At 63.1% G+C, this 16,752-nt stretch carries 17 protein-coding genes and 1 pseudogene; 9 read left to right on the top strand and 9 right to left on the bottom strand.

Annotation, left to right across the window (positions count from 1 at the left end; translation table 11 throughout):
• Positions 1 to 18 precede the first annotated feature (18 nt).
• From B0G57_RS15015 to B0G57_RS14990, 6 genes are all read left to right on the top strand, one after another.
• Positions 19 to 915, top strand: coding sequence for a ketopantoate reductase family protein (locus tag B0G57_RS15015; protein ID WP_018441178.1), 897 nt, complete (start codon positions 19 to 21; stop codon positions 913 to 915).
• A gap of 136 nt (positions 916 to 1,051) precedes the next feature.
• Positions 1,052 to 1,216: an FmdB family zinc ribbon protein gene (locus B0G57_RS15010; protein ID WP_018441179.1), complete on the top strand. Its 165-nt coding sequence runs from the start codon at positions 1,052 to 1,054 to the stop codon at positions 1,214 to 1,216.
• A 118-nt stretch (positions 1,217 to 1,334) separates the two neighbouring features.
• On the top strand, positions 1,335 to 2,360 hold the full coding sequence (locus B0G57_RS15005; RefSeq protein ID WP_018441180.1) for an HlyD family secretion protein: 1,026 nt from the start codon (positions 1,335 to 1,337) through the stop codon (positions 2,358 to 2,360).
• Entirely contained in the window at positions 2,357 to 3,325 is a 969-nt protein-coding gene (locus B0G57_RS15000) for an ABC transporter ATP-binding protein (RefSeq protein WP_018441181.1), read from the top strand. The genes B0G57_RS15005 and B0G57_RS15000 overlap by 4 nt, the downstream gene beginning before the upstream one ends.
• A complete protein-coding gene (locus B0G57_RS14995; protein WP_018441182.1) occupies positions 3,322 to 4,485 on the top strand; it encodes an ABC transporter permease in 1,164 nt (387 codons plus the stop codon). The genes B0G57_RS15000 and B0G57_RS14995 overlap by 4 nt, the downstream gene beginning before the upstream one ends.
• A 12-nt stretch (positions 4,486 to 4,497) precedes the next feature.
• Positions 4,498 to 5,973, top strand: a complete 1,476-nt coding sequence (locus B0G57_RS14990) for an efflux transporter outer membrane subunit (RefSeq protein ID WP_018441183.1) — start codon at positions 4,498 to 4,500, stop codon at positions 5,971 to 5,973.
• Positions 5,974 to 6,110: 137 nt separating this feature from the next.
• Here B0G57_RS14990 and B0G57_RS14985 read toward each other — a convergent pair whose 3' ends face one another.
• From B0G57_RS14985 to B0G57_RS14955, 7 genes are all read right to left on the bottom strand, one after another.
• Positions 6,111 to 7,001 (bottom strand): sterol desaturase family protein, encoded by an 891-nt coding sequence (locus B0G57_RS14985; protein WP_018441185.1) that lies wholly within the window; start codon positions 6,999 to 7,001, stop codon positions 6,111 to 6,113.
• A 147-nt stretch (positions 7,002 to 7,148) separates the two neighbouring features.
• Entirely contained in the window at positions 7,149 to 8,030 is an 882-nt protein-coding gene (locus tag B0G57_RS14980; protein WP_018441186.1) for a bestrophin family protein, read from the bottom strand.
• Positions 8,027 to 8,737 carry a carbonic anhydrase gene (locus B0G57_RS14975; protein WP_018441187.1) on the bottom strand — a complete coding sequence of 237 codons (711 nt, stop codon included), beginning with the start codon at positions 8,735 to 8,737 and terminating at the stop codon, positions 8,027 to 8,029. The genes B0G57_RS14980 and B0G57_RS14975 overlap by 4 nt, the downstream gene beginning before the upstream one ends.
• Positions 8,738 to 8,826: 89 nt before the next feature.
• The gene (locus B0G57_RS14970; RefSeq protein ID WP_085952723.1) at positions 8,827 to 9,591 is read right to left on the bottom strand and encodes a DUF4410 domain-containing protein; all 765 of its coding nucleotides are present in this window, start codon (positions 9,589 to 9,591) and stop codon (positions 8,827 to 8,829) included.
• A gap of 137 nt (positions 9,592 to 9,728) precedes the next feature.
• Complete coding sequence (locus tag B0G57_RS14965) at positions 9,729 to 11,060, bottom strand: ATP-binding protein (RefSeq protein ID WP_018441189.1); 1,332 nt, start codon at positions 11,058 to 11,060, stop codon at positions 9,729 to 9,731.
• Positions 11,057 to 11,770 carry a response regulator gene (locus tag B0G57_RS14960; RefSeq protein WP_018441190.1) on the bottom strand — a complete coding sequence of 238 codons (714 nt, stop codon included), beginning with the start codon at positions 11,768 to 11,770 and terminating at the stop codon, positions 11,057 to 11,059. Before B0G57_RS14960 ends, B0G57_RS14965 begins: the two co-directional genes overlap by 4 nt.
• Positions 11,771 to 11,875: 105 nt before the next feature.
• A complete protein-coding gene (locus tag B0G57_RS14955; RefSeq protein ID WP_026229764.1) occupies positions 11,876 to 12,184 on the bottom strand; it encodes a hypothetical protein in 309 nt (102 codons plus the stop codon).
• Between the two features lie 326 nt (positions 12,185 to 12,510).
• Here B0G57_RS14955 and B0G57_RS14950 point away from each other — a divergent pair, with 326 nt between their 5' ends.
• Together B0G57_RS14950 and B0G57_RS14945 are read left to right on the top strand one after the other, a co-directional pair.
• A complete protein-coding gene (locus tag B0G57_RS14950) occupies positions 12,511 to 13,020 on the top strand; it encodes a hypothetical protein (protein WP_018441192.1) in 510 nt (169 codons plus the stop codon).
• Between the two features lie 139 nt (positions 13,021 to 13,159).
• Complete coding sequence (locus B0G57_RS14945) at positions 13,160 to 13,447, top strand: hypothetical protein (RefSeq protein WP_020566237.1); 288 nt, start codon at positions 13,160 to 13,162, stop codon at positions 13,445 to 13,447.
• A gap of 32 nt (positions 13,448 to 13,479) precedes the next feature.
• On the opposite strand, the gene B0G57_RS14940 is transcribed toward B0G57_RS14945, so the two are convergent.
• On the bottom strand, positions 13,480 to 13,893 hold the full coding sequence (locus B0G57_RS14940) for a response regulator (protein ID WP_018441194.1): 414 nt from the start codon (positions 13,891 to 13,893) through the stop codon (positions 13,480 to 13,482).
• A 307-nt stretch (positions 13,894 to 14,200) separates the two neighbouring features.
• Positions 14,201 to 14,592 (bottom strand): annotated as a pseudogene (locus B0G57_RS14935) (LysR substrate-binding domain-containing protein); the annotation flags it as partial.
• 864 nt (positions 14,593 to 15,456) lie between these two features.
• Between B0G57_RS14935 and B0G57_RS14925 the strand changes: the two are divergent.
• Positions 15,457 to 16,608 carry an NHL repeat-containing protein gene (locus B0G57_RS14925; RefSeq protein WP_018441196.1) on the top strand — a complete coding sequence of 384 codons (1,152 nt, stop codon included), beginning with the start codon at positions 15,457 to 15,459 and terminating at the stop codon, positions 16,606 to 16,608.
• Positions 16,609 to 16,752: the final 144 nt, after the last annotated feature.

The raw sequence follows: 16,752 nt of genomic DNA, 5'->3' as shown, positions 1-16,752 counted from the left end.
ACCGTGGAGAAACCTTAAATGAAGATTGCAGTGATGGGAGCAGGCGCTGTCGGGTGCTACTACGGCGGCATGCTGGCGCGTGCCGGGCACGACGTCGTGCTGATCGGCCGTGCGCAACATGTCGAAGCGATCAACCGAGACGGCCTGCGCTTCACGAAGTACGACGTCGAAGAGCGGATCGAGCTTGCCGCGAGCACCGAGGCGAGTGCGTCACAGGATGCCAAGCTCGTGCTCTTCTGCGTGAAATCCACCGATACCGAGCGCGCGGCCGCGGAACTGCAGCGCCATCTGCTCGCCGACGCCGTGCTGCTGACGTTGCAGAACGGCGTCGACAACGCCGACCGGCTGCGCGCACGATTGCCGCACGAAATCGCGGCGGCGGTCGTCTACGTCGCGACCGAGATGGCCGGTCCGGGACACGTCCGGCATCACGGACGCGGCGAGCTCGTCATCGAGCCGTTCCCGTCCGCCGCGGAAATTGCGCAAACGTTGATCGACGCCGGCATTCCGACCGAAATCTCGGACAACGTCCGTGGCGCCCTTTGGGCGAAGCTGATTCTCAACTGCGCGTACAACGCGATGTCGGCGATCGCGCAACTGCCCTACGGCGAGCTCGTGAAATGCGAGGGCGTGAACGAAGTCATGCGCGACGTCGTCGCCGAGTGCGTGGCTGTCGCGCAGGCGGATGGCGTCACCGTTCCGGGCGACATCGATGCCGCCGTGCGAAGGATCGCCGAGACGATGCCGAATCAGTATTCGTCGACCGCGCAGGATGTCGCCCGCCGCAAGCGCAGCGAAATCGATCATCTGAACGGGTACGTGACGCGGCGCGGCGAGGCACGCGGCATCGCGACGCCGGCCAATCGTGTTCTGCATACGCTCGTCAAGGCGATCGAGTTCGGGCAGCCTGCATAGCGGGCAGAGTCGTCGGCGCCGGAATGCCGGTTCCTTGCCGCTTCGATGCCACCGCTGCCGGCTCATTGCGATCTTGAGTTCGCGCGGCCACGAACGATACTAATAAGCGTGCGCAGAATCGATCGGGAGGAGTGCCATGCCGACCTACCAATACCGTTGCGAAAAGTGCGGCGAGACGTTCGAGCACGTCGAGCACCTTGCCGAGCATGAAAAGGCGCAACCGCAGTGCCCCAAGTGCGGAAGCGACGCGGTGCAGCACGTTCCGACGCCGTTTGTCGCAAAGACGGCGAGAAAGAGCTGAGCTGGCGGGCGATCGGTTCTCGATAGCTGCCTCGTGGCAAGGATGGCCGCCAAGCCCAAAATCGAACTAAGTACCCGGCGAAATAATTCGAACGATGAGCCCGCGTCCCGCTCCGTCAATGAAGCAGCAGCGACCGCTTCGCCGCGCGGAGCACATGGCGCGTCACGAGCGGGCATTCGGTCGTTCGCGCTTCGCGGCGTTGTGGGCCTCGTGCTTCATTGCTGGGGCGATCGCCGCCTGCGGGCAGCGCAACGCCGATATCGCGACGTATCAAGGCTACGTCGAGGGCGAGTTCGTTTATCTGTCGTCGTCGCAATCGGGCACGCTCGCTCACCTCTCCGTGCAACGCGGCCAGAGCGTCGCGGCCGACGCGCCACTTTTCGCGCTCGAGTCCACCGACGAAATGGCCGCGCTGCAGCAGGCCCAGCACCAGCTCGCCGCGGCCCGGGCCCAGCTGGCGGACCTGCAGACGGGCAAGCGGCCGCCCGAGGTCGATGTGACGAAAGCGCAGCTCGCACAAGCGATCGCGCAAGCGCGGATGGCCGCGCAGCAATTGGCACGCGACGAAGCGCAGTTTCGCGCGGGAGGCATTTCCCAACAGCAGCTCGACAACTCGCGCACATCGGCCGCCACGACCGCCGCGCAGGTCCGCGAAGTGCGAAGCCAGTTGACCGTCGCGCGCTTGCCGAGCCGCGGAAGCCAAGTCCACGCGCAGAGCGAACAGGTGGAAGCGGCGCAAGCCGCGCTTGCCCAGGCGCAATGGCGCCTCGATCAGAAGCGCGTAGCGGCGCCGCGCGCGGGTCTCGTCTACGACACGCTCTATCGCATTGGCGAATGGGTGCAAGCGGGAAGCCCCGTCATTCAGCTGCTGCCGCCGCCGAACATCAAAGTGCGCTTCTTCGTGCCTGAGACCGTCGTCGGACCGCTCGCCGTGGGGCGTCATGTCGTCATTCACTGCGACGGCTGTGCGGCGGATATTCCCGCCACTGTCACCTACATCGCGACCGAGGCCGAATACACGCCCCCCGTCATCTACAGCAACGAAACACGCTCGAAGCTGGTGTTCATGATCGAGGCCCATCCCTCGGCCGCTGACGCACCGAAACTGCATCCGGGCCAACCCGTTACCGTGAGGCTGCAATGAACGGCCCGGCCGAGCGTTCAGATGCGGCCGCCGATTTTGCGATCGACGTGCGGCAGCTCAACAAGCACTTCGGCCCGAAGCACGTCGTGAAGAACCTCTCGCTGCGCGTGGCCCGGGGCGAGATTTTTGGCTTTCTCGGGCCGAACGGCAGCGGCAAGACGACGTCGATCCGCATGATGTGCGGACTGCTCACGCCGGACTCCGGCAGCGGCGCATGCCTCGGCTACGACATCGTGCGTGAGAGTGCTCAGATCAAACGCCGCGTCGGCTACATGACGCAACGCTTCTCGTACTGGGAAGACCTCTCGATCCGCGAGAACCTCGATTTCGTCGCGCGCATGTACCAGATGCCGCGCCGCAAGCAGGTGGTCGAGCAGGCGCTCGAATCGCTCGGGCTCGTTAGTCGTGCGAACCAATTGGCGGGCTCGCTTTCGGGCGGCTGGAAGCAGCGCCTCGCGCTCGCCGCCTGCATGCTGCACGAGCCGCAATTGTTGCTGCTCGACGAGCCGACGGCCGGCGTCGATCCCGCCGCGCGCCGCGACTTCTGGGAAGAGCTGCACCGGCTCGCCGCGCGAGGCATCTCCGTGCTCGTCAGCACCCACTATATGGATGAAGCGGAGCGCTGCCACAAGCTCGCCTATATCGCATACGGCGAACTGCTCGCCGAAGGGACGGCGCAAGAGGTCGTGGCCGCGCAAGGCCTCTCGACGTGGACGATATCGGGCGCCCGTCTCACCGAGCTATCCGATCGCCTGCTCGCGATGCCGGGCGTCGAGCAGACCGTCGTATTCGGCCCTTTGCTGCATGTGAGCGGACGGAACCGTGCAACGCTCGCCGCGACGGTCGCTGAAGTCGGCACAGACCCATCGCTGGAAATCCTGGAAATCGCGACCGGACTCGAGGACGTATTCGTTTTTCTGATGAGTCGGACGCCCGAGCGCTCCGATGACAAAGGGCGACCATGAGCACGCGAGCAACCGTGCCGACGCGGCGCTTCCCGTTCTCGCTCTCGCGCTGGTGGAGCATCGTGCTCAAGGAGTTCTTGCAGTTGCGCCGCGACAGAGTCACCTTCGCCATGATCGTCGGCGTGCCGATCATTCAGCTCGCGCTGTTCGGATTCGCGATCAACACCGACCCGAAGCACTTGCCTTCCGGTGTCATCGTCGCGGACGACAGCGTCTTTTCGCGCAGCTTCATCGCCGCCATGCGGAACTCGACGTACTTCGACATAGTGCGAATATTGCCGAACGAGGAGGCGGGCCGCCGTGCCCTCGCGCGCGGCGATGTCCAGTTCGTGCTCACCATCCCCGCCGATTTTTCGCGGCGACTGCTGCGCGGCGAGCGGCCGTCCCTGCTCGTCGAAGCGGACGCGACCGATCCGCTCGCGACGAGCACCGCGCTCAATGCGCTGCCAGCGCTCGTGCAGCCCGTCGTCGACAAGGACATCACTGGACCGCTCGCCCGGCTGAACGGACGCGCGGCCGCATTCGACGTCGAAGTCCATCGCCTCTACAACCCCGAGGGAATCACACAGTACAACGTCGTACCCGGATTGATGGGCGTGATTCTGACGATGACGATGGTGATGATGACAGGCCTCGCGATCACACGCGAGCGCGAGCGCGGGACGATGGAGAATTTGCTGGCGACGCCGGTGCTGCCGATCGAAGTCATTACCGGAAAGATCGTGCCCTATGTCTTCATCGGATTCATCCAGGTTTCGATCATCCTCGCGGCCGCGCGCTGGGTTTTTCATGTGCCTTTCGTCGGGGGCGTGCTCGCCATCTACGGCGCGTCGCTACTCTTCATCGCCGCTAACCTGACCGTTGGCATCACGCTCTCCTCCCTTGCACAAAGCCAGCTGCAAGGCATGCAACTGACCGTCTTCTATTTCTTGCCGAACATTCTCCTCTCGGGATTCATGTTTCCGTTCGCGGGCATGCCGGCTTGGGCGCAGATCATCGGCAACGTCCTGCCGCTCACGTACTTCAACCGACTCGTGCGAGGGATTCTGCTCAAGGGCAACGGGTGGGCCGACCTTTGGCCTTCCGTGTGGCCGATTGCCGTCTTTACGCTGGTCTTGATGGCGGTGGCCGTGCGGTTCTATCGGCGCACCCTCGATTAACCAGGTTCACGAATGAACGCGCTGCTTCGTCGACAGCTTGGCTGCTTCGGGCTCATACCGGTGGTGCCGATACTCTGCGCTTGCACGGTCGGCCCCGACTTCCATGCCCCGCCGATGCCGACGACAGAACACTACATGCGCGAGGAAACGCCGGCGACGACCGCAGCCGCAAGCGGCACTCTCGGCGCCGCGCAGGCCTTCGTCCCCGCGGCGCATGCTCCGCGGCAATGGTGGAAACAGTTCGGATCGGGCGAGCTCGATCGACTGATCGACACCGCTTTCAGTCAGAGTCCAACACTCGACAGTGCGCGCGCGAAGCTCATCGAAGCACGGGAAAACTACATCGCCGAAGCCGGTGGGACCGAGTGGCCGAAAATCGACGCGAATCTGTCCGCTACGCGAGAGAAGATCGATATCGCGGCATTCGGCATCACGGCGTTTCCGCCGCCCTCGCCGTTTTCGCTCTACAACGCGTCGGTCGGCGTGTCTTATATGCTCGACTTCCTCGGCGCGAATCGCCGCGCGCTCGAAGCGTTGCGGGCGCGGATCGATTACGAGGCCTACGAACTCGAGGCGGCACGGCTCACGCTGGCAGGCAACATCGTTGCGGCGGCTATCCGGCGAGCCTCGCTTCAACGACAGATCGGGCTGACCCGTGCGCTCGTCGACGACGAGGCGCAACAGCTTTCAGTGATCGAATCGCGATACGCCGCTGGCGGTATCGCGCTGGCTGACGTGCACAGTCAACGCACGCTGCTTGCTCAAACGCGCGCGACGCTGCCGCCCCTTTCGACCCAGCTCGCGCAGATCGATCATCAACTGGCGATTCTGGTCGGCGTGCCGCCATCCGATGTGGATGGCGCAAATATCACGCTCGATTCTCTGCATCTGCCCGAAACGCTGCCGGTGACACTACCGTCGACGCTCGCTCGCGAACGTCCCGATATTCGGGCGGCACTGGCATTGCTGCATGAAGCGAGCGCTAATGTCGGCGTTGCAACAGCCAACCTCTTTCCGAAGTTTTCGATTTCCGCGAGCGCGGGCTCCGAACGCACGCATCTTGCTGAGGAGCTGAACAGTATCAATGTCTGGAACCTGGGCCTGAATGTGACGCAGCCGATTTTTCATGGCGGCGAGCTGCGCGCAAGGAAGCGCGCGTCGGAGGCGGCCTACGAGGCCGCGCTCGGCGATTATCGTCAGACTGTCCTGATGGCGCTCGGACAGGTGGCCGATGCGCTGCAAGCCGTGCAGGACGATGCACGCACCTTGCAGGGACGCGAGATAGCTGCGCGTGAAGCGGAGGCGACGAGCGCAATCACGCGCGAGCAATACGCAGCCGGCGGAGTCAGTCGATCCGCGCTGCTCGATGCCGAGCGCCAGGCACTGCAGACAGCGCTTGATCAGACGCGGGCACAGGCCGATCGGCTCGCCGATACAGCGGCTTTGTTTCAGGCGCTCGGGGGCGAGTGGACGACGACGGAGCCTTGAAGCGATGCCATCGTGACCGCTCATCTCTGCGCAGCGATAAATTCCCCGCCCTTGCGCACGATCGAGCGAGCCATCGCCAACAAGCAGCCGACCTCGGCGTACGGACCGACGACCGCCATCGCCCCGGTACAACAACTTCACCCGACCCTCGCACGCTCGCGCAACGCTTCTGTCGTCTCGCCCGCGCCGTCATGGCGCCAACCCGGCGGCTGGAAAACATACGCGAGTGCCGTCCACCAACCAGGCGCCGACTTCATATCGCGTGCAAGACTCACCCAATGCTCGAGCTCAACGACGAGCGGGTTGCGCGAGCGCGTCGGCGTGGTCAACCCATAGCGGCAAGGCTCTTCATCCCGCTCTTCGACGTAGGTTCCAAAGAGCCGATCGAACACGATCAAAACGCCGCCGTAGTTCGCGTCGAGGTAAGTCGCATTCGATGCGTGATGAACGCGATGCGCCGACGGCGTATTGAACACATATTCGAGCCAGCCGAGTTTCGGGATCCAAGTGGTGTGCAGCCAGAACTGATAAAGAAGATTCAACGAGAGCGTAACGAGTACCACCTCCGGCCGCACGCCAAGCCATACCAGCGGGGCAAAAAACATCGCACTGCCCGTAATCTTGCCGGTCCAGCCGAGGCGATAGGCCGATGACAATGTCAATTGATTCGGCGAGTGATGGACCGCGTGCGTGGCCCAGAAAAAGCGAATGCGGTGCGAGCAACGGTGGTACCAGTAGTAGCAGAACTCCTGGCCGACAAATAACAGCATCACCATCAGTGCGCTGTCGAGCGTCACCGTGAAAATCCGGTGCTCCCACGCCAGCGCGAAGATCGGCGTCGCGAGCGACAGCGGCAAAAAGGCAAGCAGCTTGCGGCCAGCCAGATCGACAAGCGACAGCCAGACCTCATGCCACTGAAAGCGCGCATGGGTATTTCGGTTCTTCCAGGTCAGCCAGCACGCCTCGATCAGCGAAACGCCGACGACGAACGAAGACGCGATGAGCGAAATTAATGCGGTGGAGGTCATTTCGACTCCAGTGAATAAGGTTGAGAGGATTTCGTCGGCCGGCCCGCGATGCAATGACTTTAGCGAACGAGGTCCGAAAGCGCGATCGGAAAGATATGTCGAACAGTTTCAATCAACGTCGTGAGACCGGCGCTACCGGCCCGCTCGTCACCACAACACGCCGTTTTCCGGGGTTAGCGAAGACAAGCCGTGATCGCTGCCGAGGCCATCGAGCAAATCCATTTCGATCGCACGCGCGACAGCGGTCAACGGCACGTCGTGGACCGTGTTCGAGAACGGTTGCGCGATGTCGTCGCCGGTCCGCAGCAGCGCAAGCAGCAGAAAGCCGAGTCCGGTCGAGCCCAGAGGCGTGAAGACGCCGAGCGTCTGTACGAGCCCGAGCGGCAGCAACAGACAGAACGCATGGGTGAAGAGCGCGGGATACGTCGCATATTGCCGCGGAAACGGCGTGTTTCGGATCCGCTCCATCCCTCCCTGCGCATTCGACAGCTCGCGCATCGTTTGGGCGACGATCGCAAGCTGCATGCTGTCGAGCGACGCTTCCCGCCGAATCAGTCGCGCACTCTCGAAGAGGATCGCGTGGGGGACGTTGGCAACGCCGCGCAAACGCTCGACCTCCTCCGCGGGAAGGCGTCCATCCAATTCGTCCCACGGCGGCTCGCGGCGCAGGTGCAGCCGCAGCGCATGAACGTAGGCGATCTGGCGCACGATGAGCAGGTGCCGCAACGCATGCGCATGCTCGGGCAGCAGGATGCTCAGCTCGCGAGCGAAGCTGCGAGAGTAGTTGACCGTCGCGCCCAGAAGCGTTCGGGCCTCCCACCATCGCGCATACGCGGCGGAGTTGCGAAAGCTCAGGTAGACGACGATCGCCGAGCCGAACAGCGATAGCGGCAACGCCGGAAACGTGACACTTTCTGGCGCGTAAAGATAGGCAACCGTGACGACGATATCCCACAGGCACAGGAGCCCCAGCGGCCGCCCCACGTAGCGGATGATCTGGATCGCGCATGCACGCCCCGGTACGATCACGCCGCCACCCTGCGCGGGCGCTGCATGCGCTCGCGGGCCTCGTCTAGCGCTAAAAAGCGCCCGGTGTCCGCGTCGAGTACCGTGACCACTCCCGCGCCGATGTCGTAGAGCCATCCCTGCAGCGCGATGCGTTGTTGCGCGAGCCGTGCGGCAACGGACGGATGGGTGCGCAGGTGCGAGACCTGCAGCCGAACGTTTTCTTCGGCGATTTCCTGAATCATCCGCGAGGGGCCCAAGCGGCGCGCCCGCACGACGCTGCGCGCAGCTTCGGCGTTGCGCAGCCACGCCTGAACGGTCGGCATCTGGCAGCAAGGCGCGGCCTCCACGGCCAAACTCTTCATGGCACCGCAGTCCGTATGACCGCAAACCACGATCTGCCGAACGCCGAGCAGCGTCACTGCGTATTCGATGATCGCCGAGACTCCGCCAAGCGTTTCCCCATACGGCGGTGCGATATTGCCGATGTTGCGGCAGACGAACAGCTCCCCGGGCTGGCTCTGCGTGATCGTTTCTGGACATACGCGCGAGTCGGCACAGGTGATGAATAACGTATGCGGCGCCTGTCCATGAGCAAGGTCCTCGAACAACGCCCGGCTGGACGGAAATACTTCACGACTAAATCGCTCGACGCCCGACAGCAGTCCGGCCAGATCGCGCCTGACGTGCCCGCCCAGCGCCAATGCAGTCAAATTCCCTTCCACTTTCATTTAGAACTCCTAACAAATCGAAGCAGTCTCATGATCGAATTGACAGTCACCACAGGTGCCCCTACATCATACGCACGTCCGACTTTCCGCTAACCGCGCCCATGTACCGGCCAATTGTTGGCAGTGCCGGCCGCCTGCACCTGATCGGCAATCTTGTCGGCCAGCTTCTTGGCGTCGGTGTCCGTCGTGTGCCGACGCTCAGATGCCACATGCAATGCAGCCCCCGCGGCGAGCGCGATCGGCAGATGGTGAGTGATCGCGCCCATTGCACCCGTTTCGGCCATGCCCGGTGCCTTGCCACTGTCCGCCTTTGCCGTGAAGCTTTGGACCGGCACCGCAGCGCCGGTCGCCGGCTGATACATGAGCCGCACTGCGGCCGCGAGCTCACGCTTTCCCGCGCCGAGGCCGACGACGACGCGACGGCGTGCGTTGCCGGCATCGACCGTTTCGAAGTTGCCCTCGACGAGGAGCGCCTTCGTGCCGGCCGGCACGGAAGAATCCGAGCGCATGGCGCGCCAGCCTTGGGACTGCAGGCGGCTGACGATTTGGTCCGCAACGCTGTCACGCAGCTCGGCCGCGCAGGCCGCTTGGCTCACTCCCGCCGAACCGCCCGACATCAAGCGAAGGCCCTGACGTTGTCCTTGTCCGCTCGCGGGCAGGCACTGGTCCGGCGCAACGTCGAACGACCTGACATAAACGATATCGGGCGCTTCGCGAGCGTCTACCGGGTAATGCGCGACGCCCGTCACTGGCGCGGCGCAACCGGTCAGTAAAACGAAACTCGCTGACAGCGCCGCAACGGCGGCGCCTTTCCAATGACGTACCGCCTGCTGGGATGGGTTCTGCATACTCATTCGGACCTCGATTCGCCTATGCGTTGGTTCGTTCGACCGGTCGACCAGGCGTCTTCCGGAACATGGAGGCAAGTATCGAGGGAGCACCGCGTAAACACTATCGATGAGTTATGTCGAGAAATGTCGTCCGCGCCTGATCACGCGTGAGGCGCTTTCAGCGGCAGCGCAACGCGCACCTCGAGGCCGCCCCCCTCACGCGAGTGAAAGCTGACGGAGCCGCCGTGAGATCGCGCAATTCTTTCGACGATGGCGAGCCCGAGCCCGGTGCCGCGCGCCTGCCGGCTCGCATTCGCGCCGCGCGCGAACGGCGCCTTGAGACGTTCGAGCTCGTCGGCGCTGATTCCTTTGCCTCGATCGCAGACCGCGGCGTAGGCATAGCCGCCTTCGCACCAGGTGCGGACGGCCAGGCCGGTGCGTCCGTAAGCCACCGCGTTCTGCATAAGGTTCATCAGCAAACGCATCGTGTTCGTCGGACGAAACGGAAACGGCGGCACATCGCCGAGCGATAGCTCGAATTCGTGCCCAAGCCCCGCGAAATCGCCCGCGATCTGATCGACGAGGGCATTCAGGTCGCCGACCTGCGGTGCTTCGCGCTCGCCGCTGCCCGCGTAGTCCATGAATTGCTGAAGAATGGCATCGATCTGCTCGAGGTAGCCCTCCGCCGATGCGGACAGCGCGGCGTCGCCGTTGGCCGGAATCGCGAGCGTGAGCGCGAGACGCAGCTTGGTGAGCGGCGTCCGAATGTCGTGCGAAATTCCGGCCAGCATCAGTGCGCGTGTCGCTTCGGCTTGGCGCAACGCATCCGTCATTTCGTTGAAGGCGCGGCTCACCTGCGCAATTTCGGTTGGGCCGTCGACAGGCAGCGTCTGTGGCGCATTGCCTGCGCTCACGTCACGCGCGGCATGCGCGAGCTGCCGTAACGGTCGATTGATGTAGCTCTGAATGACATAGCCCGTCAGGGCCGCGACGAGCACCAGACCGATCGATAGTGCGATCGCGGTCGTGACGGCATCGGTTTGCGCATCGGGTCCCATCGCCGGCGCAATCCAGTAAGGCGAGCCCGCGATATGAATGCGAATCCAGAGCCTTTCAGCCGCGGCGGGCTCCCAACGGATGAGCGTGTCGGCTGGAAGACTACGATGCAGAGCCTGGGCGAACAGATCGCGTTGATAGGTGCGAAAGAAGTGAATGAAACTCGGACGCGGCGCCTCCATAGCGTCGCGCGGCGGCTCCGGTTGTGCATCGAGTCGGGCGATCACCGCTCGGCCTTCGCCCGGCGGCAGCGAAGCGAGAGCGCGGTCGAGCGTTCGCACGTATTGCGCGAAGGTAATCGCCGCTCGTTCTACGCGTGGGCGCTGGATGTAATAGACGATGACTGTCAGCGAGCACGCCTGCGTCAACACGACGAGCGCCACCAGCAGCGCGATGTTGCGCGCGAGCAGCGAGCGCGGCGGGCCCAAGCGCCTCATCTCTCGACATCCGCCACCAGCATGTAGCCCATGCCCCAGACCGTCTTGATGTATCTCGGCTTAGACGGATCGTCTTCCACGACTTGCCTGAGCCTCAGCACTTGCACGTCGATGCTGCGATCGAGCGCTTCGTGCTCGCGCCCCCGCGCGCGGGCCAGCAGATTCTCGCGGCTGACCGGCCGGTTCGGCGACGAACCGAGCGCCTGCAAGAGCCGCATCTGCGCCGAGTTCAGCCCGACCGGCTGCCCGGCCCGCAGCAACGTCTGTTTCCTCAGATCGAAGTGGAACTCGCCGAACCGCACCTGCTCCGACGTAACTGTCGCTTCGCCCGATGCGATTTTCTGTCGGCGCAGCAACGCGCGGATTCGCGCGACGAGCTCGTTCGGCAGAAACGGCTTCGCCAGATAATCGTCCGCGCCCATTTCGAGCCCGACGACGCGATCGAGGGGGTCGCCTTTGGCCGTCAGCATGAGGATCGGCAACGTGTGCCCCTCCGCGCGCAAGCGCCGGCAAACCGACAGCCCATCCTCGGGTTCCATCATCAGATCGAGCACGAGCAGGTCGAACGGCTCGCGCTGCAAATAGCGATCGAGCCGCCGGCTATCGGCGACGCAACGCACATGGAAACCCTGTCCCGTCAGGAAGCGCTGCTGCATGTTGCGCAGCTCCGCGTCGTCGTCGAGCACGATGATCTTATCCGGCCGATCCATGACGTACCTCCGGCAATACCGCGTTGGCCCAATGCCGCGCGTCCACGCTCACATCATCATAGGCGGTATGAGCTCGTTCACCGTGACGCGCCGCTCAGGCGCACCTCAGCGCGATCGCGCTCGTTGTGCGAAACACGCTTCGACCTGTGCGAGCGTGACATAACCCTGATGGCGCGTGTCGATCTGATCGAAGTGGCGTGCCACCATCGGCATTCCGGCAGCGGCCTGCTGCCTCGTCAGCTTGCCGTCGTGCGTAGTGTTAGCGTTGGCGAACCGCTCGTGCAGCATCTCCAACCCTTGCTCCATGCGCGCCGCGCCGCTCGCGGGCGAAGCCGCCGGTCCAGGTGAGAGCGGCTGCGCGGACGCAGCCGTCGAGGCGACACAGATGGCGATCGTGATAAGCATACGTTTCATTAAGTACTCCTCAAAGAATCATCACCGCCCGTCGGCGCACTGCGCTCCGACTCGAGCGACGGCAGGCGAATCTTAGAGGCGTACGTGGGAAGCAGGCGATCGAAAAACTGTGTCGCGGCATGTCATGCCGCCGAATGCGGACTCGGCCGCGGCAGGGCAAAAAGGCTTGAGCCGCGGCGCGCGAATCGGGCGCCCTGCGCCGGGTAATCGCTCGTTCGGCCGCGCACATTACGACGTGCGGCAGCGGGTTTCCAGGCGTACTATCGCTTCCATCATCCGATCGAGGATGACCTCACGGTAGAGATGCAAATCGGGGGGAACCGGCCATGAGACGCCTCTATTTTCTCGTACCTGATACGGCGATAGCGAAGGCGATCGTCGACGACTTGCTCCGCGCGCGAATCACCTGGCGGCATATCCACGTTCTCGCTAACCACAATGTCGCGCTCGATCAGTTGCCCGAAGCATCCTTGCTCCAGAGCAGCGACCTCGTGCATGCGCTCGAGCGCGGCGTGGCGCTCGGGGGTGCGACGGGCGCGCTCGTCGGGCTCGCCGCACTCGTCTTTCCGCCCGCGGAACTCGTCATAGCGGGCGGCGCCGTGGTCGCATTGACGTTGGCGGGCGCGGGCTTCGGGGCGTGGACCGCCGCGATGATCGGCATCGCCGAACCGAACGCGCGACTCGAACGCTTTCAGGACGCCATCAAAGACGGCCAGATTCTGATCATGGCCGACGTGCCGGCGCTGAGAGAACAAGAAATCGAAGAGATGGTCGCCCAGCACTTCCCGACGGTGGACCGGGAAGGCGCCGAGCCTACGACGCCGATCTTCCCTTGAGGGACGACGCCCGCCTTCGCTTTGCGCTGCAATGCTCGCGCCGCCGAACGCGACATGATCGAACGCGGCATGACCGAACGCGGCGGTCGGCCGCCGCATCGGCAAACTCCGGCCTCACTCGCGGTGCCTGGAGCAACTCATGTCAGTGATGCATGTCAGCCCCGTCGCGAACTATGAAGCCTGCCTGATCATCGGTGGCGAGCACGTCTTCGAAATCACCGTCGACGAAATGCCGCAACTGCGGGAGAAAGTCCGCAGTCCGGTGCGCATCCGGATCGCATTCGACGAACTGGAGGCCGAGGCGCCGCGGGGGACGTGGTCCGCTATTGCGAAGGACTTGTCGACCAGGGGCGCGACGTTCTTCTATGAGCGCATCGACGAGAACGTCTTTCGCGTGACATGCGCTATCCCGCGTCAAGGTGCATGACGACGCCACGTTCAGCCATGGGGAACGCGTCACTAATAGCGCGGCGCAGCCGGCGCAGCTACCAATGCGGCGGCCGGATCGGCCAGCGCTGCTTCGCTCAACAGCGTTCGGACTTCGCTCATGAGCCGCGCGGCAGGCACCGGCTTCGTCAATAGCGTGTCCCACAGCTTCTCATCCACCGATGGCGGCGGGTAAAGCGCGGTAAGCATGACAATGGGTATACGGACCGTCGCCAGATTGGACTTCAGACGCCGGCAAAGCTCGGCGCCGTCGATGCCCGGCATCATGTAATCCGTGACGATGACGTCCGGCCGACTGGCGATAGCCTTCGCGATCGCGGATTCGGCGTCGTTCGCAGTGACGACGCGATACCCTTCCTCCGCGAAAAGAGCCCCAAGGGCGCGCAGAAAGTTACGGTCGTCGTCGATGGCGAGGATTGTAACCAAGCGAAAATCCCGTATCAAAGAGCAAATAAGGGCGAGCAATTTGCATGCCCAAACGGGCTACTCACTTCGACGGGGCAACGCCATAGCGGCTCCGAATGACATTGGTCCCCGCGGTAACCAGACCGCACTGTCCAGCCACCTGTACTTTCTTCACTCGTTACGGGGTAAAAAAGTCCGATTCGTCAGATCGACCCCGGGAGAAAACATGGATTCAGAACCAATGTCCTAAATATCGATACGAGCCGCCCGGTGTCGGCATGGTCTTCGGTACGCGGATCAGGCTGGGAGGCGCGCGTCTCCCAGCGCGTCAGCCAAATTTGTTCGAATAGAGCTCGCCGACCCAGTCGACGAAGACGCGAACCCGCGGCGACAGATGTCGCCGATACGGGTATAGCGCCGAGACGGGCATGTCAGGGCTTTGCCACTCGCTCAGCACGTGGACGAGGTGCCCATCGCGCAGTTCGTCCTCGATATGGTGGCGAGGGACCTGGATCAGCCCGCAGCCGCGCGGATGGCCGCCGCGAATGACGCAATCGACACCCTCCCGTACGAGATATCGACCAGCCGGTCGCCACTGCTGACGACGAGATCGATCGCCGGGAATTGACGACGAAATTCGTCGATCTTCGGCAATACGATGCGCGGCGCATGCGTGCCGTGCATGTCGATACGCAGCACGCCCCGCGGGTTCGCCGCAATCGCTGGCCCAGATGGCGCCTGGGTCAATTCGCAAGTCGTCCGCGTCAATGGCGGTTTCGCTTGATTTTTCGCTCCATCGAATGCGAGCGGCCCGGCAACAACGGTAGCCGGGCCGCGTAACCACTCGCGATCTTGATTCTCGAAAAATGAAGCGCTAACTCTTCACTGTTCGATCGATTACTGTGAACCACTGCTCGGCTCTGGCTCACTCGCCGCCATGCCCTTGTTGTGCTTCATATGCCGCACGTGATGTTTATGCATGCCGCTCGACTTATTCATGCCGTTGCCCATCGTGCTCGTCCCCGATGCGCCCGATGGTGATTCGGTTGTGCCTTCGGCATTCGGCGTCCCCATCCCTGTGCCGCCGCCACCGGCAGTCCCTCCGCCAGCCCCTCCGCCAGCGCCAGCCGCATAAGCGGCACCGGATAACCCAAGCATCAAAGCGGAAACAACGATTCCCTTACCTGTAACTCGCATAACGGCCTCCCTCTTACGCAACGTGACGAATAACCCAAAAGGGCACAATGTCTAGCGTTCCTGCGCAAGGTACATGCCGCACTTGCACATCATCGGCGGGCGCTTGCAGGCACGTTCAATGCTGCCACCCTCGTCCATGAAACGAATCTTTAAAATTACCGTCGTCCTTCTAGTCGCGGTGCTCGCGGGCAACCGTATCACCGACTTCCTGACCGCTGGCGCTCGGCGACACAGACCCCCTCTCTGAACCGAACGTCAAGTGCGGTTTTTGCCAATCTTTGCAATCGCCTGACCGTCTCTTATCCTACAGACGGCCAGATGCAAACAGCGGACCGAATTTTTGACTCTCTCGGTCACCACGCGACACGCTCCCAAAGGAGAATAGCGATGAGAAACGCGACACGGTGGGCCATTTTTTCATACCGCGGTGCACAGGCTTCAAGTCGAAACGCAGCGGCATTTTGGCGATCTTGTCGACGTTTCTTACGCGTTTGCCTCTATGGGCTCGGCGCACTCGCGCTGGCTGGCAGCTTTGCGCAGGCCGCGACGATCAAGAGCGGCGACATTCTCGTTGTCGATACCGGCAACGGCAAGCTCTTTCGCGTAGACCCGCAGACAGGTGTGCGCACCGTCATCACGGACTTTCGAAATTCTTCGCAGGGTCCCGTCGATCATTCGTTCCTCGGCGGCATCTCCATGGCAGGCGGGCGCATCTTTGTCACCGCCGCAACGACCGGCATCTATTCGGTCGATCCTGCCACCGGCACGCGCACGCTCGTCAGCAACTTCGCCCAGGGCACGTTTCAAGGGGACGTCTTCGGCTCGGCCGTCGATTCATTCGGGCACGTCATCGTCAACTGGGCGAAACCGCAGTACGGTGGCGCGCCGAGGGCCATCGTCAACGTCGATCCCCGCAGCGATGCACGCACCATCGTCACCGATTTGACGAACCCCGCTCAGGGAGATTCGTTCAACTGCTGCGTCGCATACTTCACGGACCTCGCGCTCGAACACTCAGGGTCGATCGTCGCGGGCGTGACATGGTTTGCGCCAGTCGGGCCCTCGCGAGATACAGGCGACCTCTATCGCGTCAATCCGGCATCGGGCCAACGAACGCTGCTTAGCGATTTCAGCAACGCGGCACAGGGGGTCACGCAAGTGGTGCCGTCAACGGGCATTGCGACCGACCCGTCCGGTCAAATTCTGGTGAATACGCGAGGATCGTCGACCGCTTCCACAGCGCGGGATCTACTGGTACGGGTAGATCCCGCCACCGGAAACCGTACCGTCGTCAGCGATTTCGACAATACCGCGCAAGGGACTCCTGGACGGCGTCTTTCGGGCATCGCGTTGGAGCAGTCTACGACCCGTGTCGACTTCATCGTCGGCGCGAGCGTCGCGGCAAATGTCGCCGCGCAACCGTCGCTCCTCTTCCGAGTCAACCCGCAGACCGGACAGCGGACTTTGCTCAGCGATTCCAGTAATGCGCAGCAAGGGCCACCTTTCTCATGGATCGATGAGATTACCGTCGTGCCCTGACAGCCGGACTGCTTAGGTTCGATGCGCGTCCGGCACGCGCAGAGGTTCGGCGATCGATATTGCGATGAGCGTTGGCGGCATTACTTGGTTCGACGCAATGTAAAAGGGGCGAAGATGTCTTCGCCCCTTTTACCATTCAGAGGA

The organism is Trinickia symbiotica (assembly GCF_002934455.1).
GTDB classification, from domain to species: domain Bacteria; phylum Pseudomonadota; class Gammaproteobacteria; order Burkholderiales; family Burkholderiaceae; genus Trinickia; species Trinickia symbiotica.
Note: the sequence above shows the minus strand (reverse complement) of the source record. Positions and strands in the feature narration are given on the sequence as shown.

Coding starts and splice junctions, on each gene's coding strand:
- B0G57_RS15015 (WP_018441178.1), top strand. CDS start 19: ATGAAGATTGCAGTGATGGGAGCAGGCGCTGTCGGGTGCTACTACGGC.
- B0G57_RS15010 (WP_018441179.1), top strand. CDS start 1,052: ATGCCGACCTACCAATACCGTTGCGAAAAGTGCGGCGAGACGTTCGAG.
- B0G57_RS15005 (WP_018441180.1), top strand. CDS start 1,335: ATGAAGCAGCAGCGACCGCTTCGCCGCGCGGAGCACATGGCGCGTCAC.
- B0G57_RS15000 (WP_018441181.1), top strand. CDS start 2,357: ATGAACGGCCCGGCCGAGCGTTCAGATGCGGCCGCCGATTTTGCGATC.
- B0G57_RS14995 (WP_018441182.1), top strand. CDS start 3,322: ATGAGCACGCGAGCAACCGTGCCGACGCGGCGCTTCCCGTTCTCGCTC.
- B0G57_RS14990 (WP_018441183.1), top strand. CDS start 4,498: ATGAACGCGCTGCTTCGTCGACAGCTTGGCTGCTTCGGGCTCATACCG.
- B0G57_RS14985 (WP_018441185.1), bottom strand. CDS start 7,001: ATGACCTCCACCGCATTAATTTCGCTCATCGCGTCTTCGTTCGTCGTC.
- B0G57_RS14975 (WP_018441187.1), bottom strand. CDS start 8,737: ATGAAAGTGGAAGGGAATTTGACTGCATTGGCGCTGGGCGGGCACGTC.
- B0G57_RS14970 (WP_085952723.1), bottom strand. CDS start 9,591: ATGAGTATGCAGAACCCATCCCAGCAGGCGGTACGTCATTGGAAAGGC.
- B0G57_RS14965 (WP_018441189.1), bottom strand. CDS start 11,060: ATGAGGCGCTTGGGCCCGCCGCGCTCGCTGCTCGCGCGCAACATCGCG.
- B0G57_RS14960 (WP_018441190.1), bottom strand. CDS start 11,770: ATGGATCGGCCGGATAAGATCATCGTGCTCGACGACGACGCGGAGCTG.
- B0G57_RS14955 (WP_026229764.1), bottom strand. CDS start 12,184: ATGAAACGTATGCTTATCACGATCGCCATCTGTGTCGCCTCGACGGCT.
- B0G57_RS14950 (WP_018441192.1), top strand. CDS start 12,511: ATGAGACGCCTCTATTTTCTCGTACCTGATACGGCGATAGCGAAGGCG.
- B0G57_RS14945 (WP_020566237.1), top strand. CDS start 13,160: ATGTCAGTGATGCATGTCAGCCCCGTCGCGAACTATGAAGCCTGCCTG.
- B0G57_RS14925 (WP_018441196.1), top strand. CDS start 15,457: ATGAGAAACGCGACACGGTGGGCCATTTTTTCATACCGCGGTGCACAG.